This window comes from uncultured Agitococcus sp., from assembly GCF_937920075.1.
Lineage (GTDB): Bacteria > Pseudomonadota > Gammaproteobacteria > Pseudomonadales > Moraxellaceae > Agitococcus.
The window spans coordinates 1-6,068 of the sequence record NZ_CALETI010000406.1 but is presented as its reverse complement, the minus strand read 5'-3'; the positions used below and the strand labels follow the sequence as shown (position 1 = coordinate 6,068).

Below are 6,068 nucleotides of genomic sequence, written 5' to 3'. Positions count from 1 at the left end.
TTGTATATACCTGTGATACAAGCAGCAATACGAGTTGCCTAAATAAAATTAGCTTAACGCAAGGCTCACCATTCATATTAAAATTCGACAATATGAAGTTTAGAGGGGTGTATCAGCCACAATATGATGCAATTATGAATGGCCAAGTCACTCTAAATCCTTAAGAAAAATTTGCCTTGTTCTTAAAACAAGAGCAAGGCAAATTGTTATTACTTCAAATTATCTAAATACTTTTCGGCATCTAACGCAGCCATACAGCCTGAGCCTGCTGAGGTAATTGCTTGGCGATAAATGTGGTCAGCCACATCACCTGCTGCAAAAACTCCTTCAACAGAAGTCATTGTTGCGTTGCCTTCAGTGCCGCTTTTTACCGTCAAATAACCATTTTTCATGGCTAATTTGCCTGCAAAAATATCGGTGTTGGGTTTATGGCCAATGGCAATAAATACCCCTGCAACGTCAACAACTTGTGTGCTACCATCAACCGTGCTTTTGACACGCACACCAGTCACACCAGAATCATCACCCAACACTTCATCAACGGCATGATTCCAAATAATGCTAATTTTGCCTTCTTTTTGTTTAGCAAATAAATGATCTTGAAGAATTTTTTCAGATTTTAATTTATCACGGCGATGCACTAAGGTGACATGAGAGGCAATATTCGATAAATACAACGCTTCTTCAACCGCAGTATTACCGCCACCAACCACCATGACTTTTTGATTTTTATAGAAGAAACCATCACAAGTAGCACAAGCACTCACACCACGACCGCTAAAGGCTTGTTCTGATTCCAAACCCAAATATTGAGCCGAAGCACCTGTGGCAATAATTACTGCATCAGCCGTATATACGCCGCTATCACCTTTGAGGGTAAATGGTTTATTGGCAAAATCGACTTCGTTAATATGATCAAAAATAACTTCTGTGCCAAAACGCTCGGCATGAGCTTGCATTCTTACCATTAAATCAGGACCTGTTAAACCATGTGCATCACCTGGCCAGTTATCGACTTCAGTGGTAGTGGTTAATTGACCACCAGCTTGCATACCTGTAATCACGACAGGATTAAGATTGGCACGTGCTGCATAAACAGCAGCGGTATAACCTGCAGGGCCAGAGCCTAAAATTAATAAACGAATATGACGAGAATCCATGATGTGTACCTTCTAAAAAATTATTGGCTATAAATATGGGTTTAAAACACAAAAAGCAAGGCAACAATGGTAATTATGCCTAAAATTAAAAAAGTAATTTAAAAATTTATTCCTTCTCATAATTTAGGGGAGGGTTAGGGAGGGGTTAATGAAAATAGCTATTCCACGTGAACGTAAAACCTTAGAGGGGCGAGTCGCTTTAACACCTGATGCGGTTGAATTACTGATAAAAGCAGGCCATGAACTGATTTTAGAACATGATGCAGGCCTAAATAGCGGCTATCAAAATCAAGACTATCAAGCCGTTGGGGCAAAAATTGTCGAAAACTTAGCAGATGTCTATCAAGCTGACTTAATTGTTAAAGTAAAAGAACCCATGCCCGAAGAGTTAGCCCTATTAAAACCACAACAATTATTATTTTGTTATTTGCATCTTGCCGCATACCCACACGTATTAACTGCTTTATTACAACAACAAGTGACCGCGCTTGCCTTTGAAACCTTAACTGTCAATCATCGTTTGCCCTTATTAGCTCCAATGAGTGCAGTTGCAGGGCGAATCGCGGTGCAATTAGCCATTCAGTATTTACAAAAAAATCATCAAGGGGCAGGCGTTTTATTAGGCGGACATTTTAATATTTATCATCGTGGCAAAGTATTAGTTTTGGGTGCAGGTGTGGCAGGCAGTCAAGCGGCATTAATGGCCAGTGCTTTGGGAGCGGAAGTATTTGTGTTTGATAAATCTTTAGAAGCATTGGACGCGCTTTATCAAAAAGACTCAAATCTACAAGTACAGCTTTTTGACGAAGCTAAAATTACCCAACTATTACCTAATATAGATGCGGTGATTGGTGCGGTGTTAATTAAAGGTGCAAATGCTCCTAAAGTATTATCTATAGCCCAACAACAGTTATTAGCTAAAGGGCGAGTCATCGTCGATATTGCCATCGATCAAGGCGGATGTATTGAAGGTATTGCGGCCACCGATTGGCAACAGCCTGCCTATCAAAAAAATGGTTTAAGTTATATTGCTGTGAGTAATATGCCTGCTGCTGTGCCACGCACCGCCACCCAACTCTTATCACAAGCAATTACCCCCTATGTATTGGCTTTGGCCAATGGTAAATTGGCTGCTGATCCTGTTTTACAAAGTGCAATCGCGGTGCAAGATGGAAAAATTATTCATCCAGCCTTACAAACTGCCTGATGTTGACGCAGCAAAACGGATTATGTGAGCGAAAGGGATGTTTTTTCGATAAAATCGCATATACTCACACGCTTTATTTTATAAATTTTTAAAACTCACGGATTTTAGTTGTGACCGCTTCTTTACCCAATAATCCTGCATTAAATACCCAACAACAAACCATTGAGCCACCTAAAGGTTGGCGCGAAGTTCAAAGTATTGGTTGGCTTGGTTTTGGCTTATATTTATTTATTGCCTTATTGACTTATTCCCCCCTAGATCCTGGTTGGTCAAAACTAAGTAGTGATACCTTGGCCGTCTCTAACTCGGCAGGGGTTGCAGGTTCATGGTTAGCAGATTTCTTTTTTAGCTTTTTGGGAAAAGCAGCTTTTTTGTTGCCTTTATTTTGTGTGTTTGAAGTATTGGCCATTTGGTTGCCCCACAAAATTAGTTTTAAATTTTGGTTTAGATGGCTCTCTCAAGCTTTATTATTGGTTGCGGCAACGGGTTTATTTGCTTTACATAGTGTTGAAGTGAGTGAAACCATTCAAAATGCAGCAGGCGGTATTATTGGGTTGGAAGTTGGCCAAGCCATGTTACAAAGCTTTGGCTTATGGGGAAGTACAGCTTTATTAGCTTCTGTGGTTTTATTAAACGGCACATTAGTAACGGCTTTTCCATGGTTTTTGCTATTAGAAGCTTTAGGTTATGCACCTTATGCTGGCATTTTACGACTAAAAGCTGGCTATCAACGTAAAGCCGAAGAGTATCAAGAGCATAAACACCAACAGCAAGCCTTAAAAGTTGCCGAAACCAAAGCCGAAGAAAAATTTGCCCTGAATATCACCAATGACAAGGTACAAGCTCAAATTAAACCTAATGAGCGTATTGAGCCTTCATTATTAGATATTCCTGTGTTAGAAGATGGTTCTGTTAGTCCAAAAATTGGCGATACACCACAGGTTTTAGATGAATTAAATGAGGCATTAGCAGGATTTACTCAAGAAATGCCTGCAATCACGCCCGAAATGTTAGCCAGTGCCAAAGCTCATTTAGTCGCTGAAGTGCCTGAGTTAGCCGTTGCAGAAAAAGCTGAGCCCAGTATCTCATTGACTGACATTCCGATTATTGAAGATGAAGTTGTACCAAGTTTAGCGAAAGCTGAGGTTAACCCTCTGGAAGAAGCTAAATTACAACAAAGCCAAGACTTATTGGCTGCTGAGTTTGGTGCTTTATTAGATGATGATGAACCTGTGTCAGCACCTGTCATTAACACGCCTGTTGTGATGGCCAAACAAGCAGTGGTTGAACCTGTTGTTGCTCCTGAACCGATTAACGAGATTGAGGCAGTGCCTATCGTGACTGAAGAACCTGTCACAGAAAGCATTGAAGAATTAGTCGCAGAAACGGCTGTTGTTATTGATGAGCCATTTGACGAAGTTGTTGAAGAGCTTCCTGTTTTAGCGGAAGAATTGCCATTTGTTGAAGAAATGATCGATGAACCAATCGACGCATTTGAAGAAATTATTCCACAACAAGACATGATAGCCGAGCCAGCGATTGCTGCTGAGCCTGAAGTTTTGCTTGAAACTTTTAATTACGAAGAAAACAACGAAGACGACGACTTTGTTGCTCTCGGTTCACATGAGCCTGAAGAGGTTATTCCCACATTTATTGAGCCTGTCACGGCACCGACCGAAAAACCAAGAATGCGAGTGATGCCTTCTATGCAAGACACCACCGCTACAGGTTTAAGTGATATTGATGAGCGTATTGAGCCAGTGGTGATCGAAGAGATAGCTCCGACATTGGCTCAAGCCATACCTGACGCGGCTTTAATTAGTCTTGAACAAGATTTAATGGATGACGTTGTTTTTGACGATGAAGAGGATTTTGTTGAGCCAGCAAAACCAGTGGTTACTCCTGCTCAAGCAATTAATCAGGCTTTAGCTGCACCACCAACAGGTAAATATTGGCAACCCACCATGGACTTGCCCTCATTAGAACTACTCGAAAAACCCGATTTAAATCGCAAAGCAGGTTTTACGCCTGAACAATTAGAGCGTTTATCACGTTTGTTAGAAATTAAACTTAAAGAGTTTAACGTTGATGCCAAAGTGGTTGATGCTTTACCCGGCCCAGTGATTACACGTTTTGAAGTAGATTTAGCCGCAGGGGTAAAAGTCTCCAAAATTACCAATATTGCCAAAGATTTAGCGCGCTCTATGGCAATGGTCTCAGTACGTGTGGTTGAAGCGATTTTGGGCAAAACGGTGATTGGTATCGAAGTACCTAATGAAAATCGTCAAATTGTTCGCTTTAAAGAGATTTTAGATACGCCTGTTTATCAAGAAAAAGAATCACCCATTACCATGGCTTTAGGCAAAGACATTAGTGGTTTGCCCATGGTTGCCGACTTAGCCAGAATGCCGCACTTATTAGTTGCTGGTACAACGGGTTCAGGTAAATCAGTGGGCGTAAATGCCATGATTTTAAGTATTTTATACAAAGCCAAACCTGAAGAAGTGCGTTTAATCTTAATTGACCCAAAAATGTTGGAATTGTCTATTTACGATAAAATCCCGCATTTGTTAACGCCCGTTGTGACTGATATGAAAGATGCCGCCAACGCTTTACGTTGGTCGGTGGCAGAAATGGAACGTCGTTATAAATTAATGGCGGCTGTTGGTGTGCGTAACTTAGCAGGCTTTAATACCAAATTACGTGATGCTGAAGCCCGTGGCGAAAATATTCTTGATCCTTTATGGAAAAAAGAAGATTCAGGTTTACAAGACGCGCCACCACGTTTAGAACCTATGCCGTTTATTGTTATTGTGATTGACGAATTTGCTGACATGATGATGATTGTTGGTAAAAAAGTTGAAGAGTTAATTGCGCGTATTGCCCAAAAAGCCCGTGCCGCAGGGATTCACTTAATTTTGGCAACCCAACGTCCATCGGTTGATGTGATCACAGGTTTGATTAAAGCCAACGTGCCATCGCGTATTGCCTTCCAAGTGTCGAGTAAAATTGACTCACGTACTATCTTAGATCAAGGCGGTGCAGAACAATTATTAGGTCATGGTGATATGTTGTTCCAACCTATTGGCAGCAATTTACCTGTACGTATTCATGGTGCGTTTGTCAGTGATGATGAAGTGCATCGTGTGTGTGATCATTGGCGTTCTTGTGGTGAACCCAATTATGTCGATGAAATCTTAGAAGATTATAATGACGATGGCACACCTGCCAAAGGCGCAACAGGTGGTATGGGTGATGAAGATGTTGACCCAGAACAAGACGTATTATATGACGATGCCGTCGCGTTTGTCTTAGAATCACGCCGTGCCTCTATTTCTTTTGTGCAACGTAAATTTAAGATTGGTTACAATCGTGCCGCACGTTTAATTGAAGCCATGGAAATGGCGGGCTTAGTTAGCTCAATGCAAAGTAATGGCACACGTGAAGTGTTGGTGCCCAATAATAATTGATACACAAGCGCGTCACAGCAACAACAGTGCTGCAACGTGCCTTCAGTTAAGATTGAGCAACTCTCATCAAAAATGGAAAGAACTTATGTATCGTTATGCTTTGCCTTTTATCTTTTTAATTTCACATAGCAATATCGTCCAAGCTGACGAAGCCGCTAGTCAAAAACTAAATGTGCTATTAGAAAAAGTCACCAGTATGCGCGCCAACTTCGAGCAGCATACCATTGACCC

General features: G+C 41.1%; 3 protein-coding genes. 2 read left to right on the top strand and 1 reads right to left on the bottom strand.

The window, feature by feature from the left end; translation table 11 throughout:
* Positions 1–209: 209 nt before the first annotated feature.
* On the bottom strand, positions 210–1,160 hold the full coding sequence (gene trxB, locus Q0212_RS14125) for a thioredoxin-disulfide reductase (RefSeq protein ID WP_297926617.1): 951 nt from the start codon (positions 1,158–1,160) through the stop codon (positions 210–212).
* 148 nt (positions 1,161–1,308) lie between these two features.
* On the opposite strand from trxB, the gene Q0212_RS14120 reads away from it, so the two are divergent.
* Positions 1,309–2,367: an alanine dehydrogenase gene (locus tag Q0212_RS14120; RefSeq protein WP_297926616.1), complete on the top strand. Its 1,059-nt coding sequence runs from the start codon at positions 1,309–1,311 to the stop codon at positions 2,365–2,367.
* A 110-nt stretch (positions 2,368–2,477) separates the two neighbouring features.
* Positions 2,478–5,837: a DNA translocase FtsK gene (locus Q0212_RS14115; RefSeq protein ID WP_297926614.1), complete on the top strand. Its 3,360-nt coding sequence runs from the start codon at positions 2,478–2,480 to the stop codon at positions 5,835–5,837.
* Positions 5,838–6,068 lie beyond the last annotated feature (231 nt).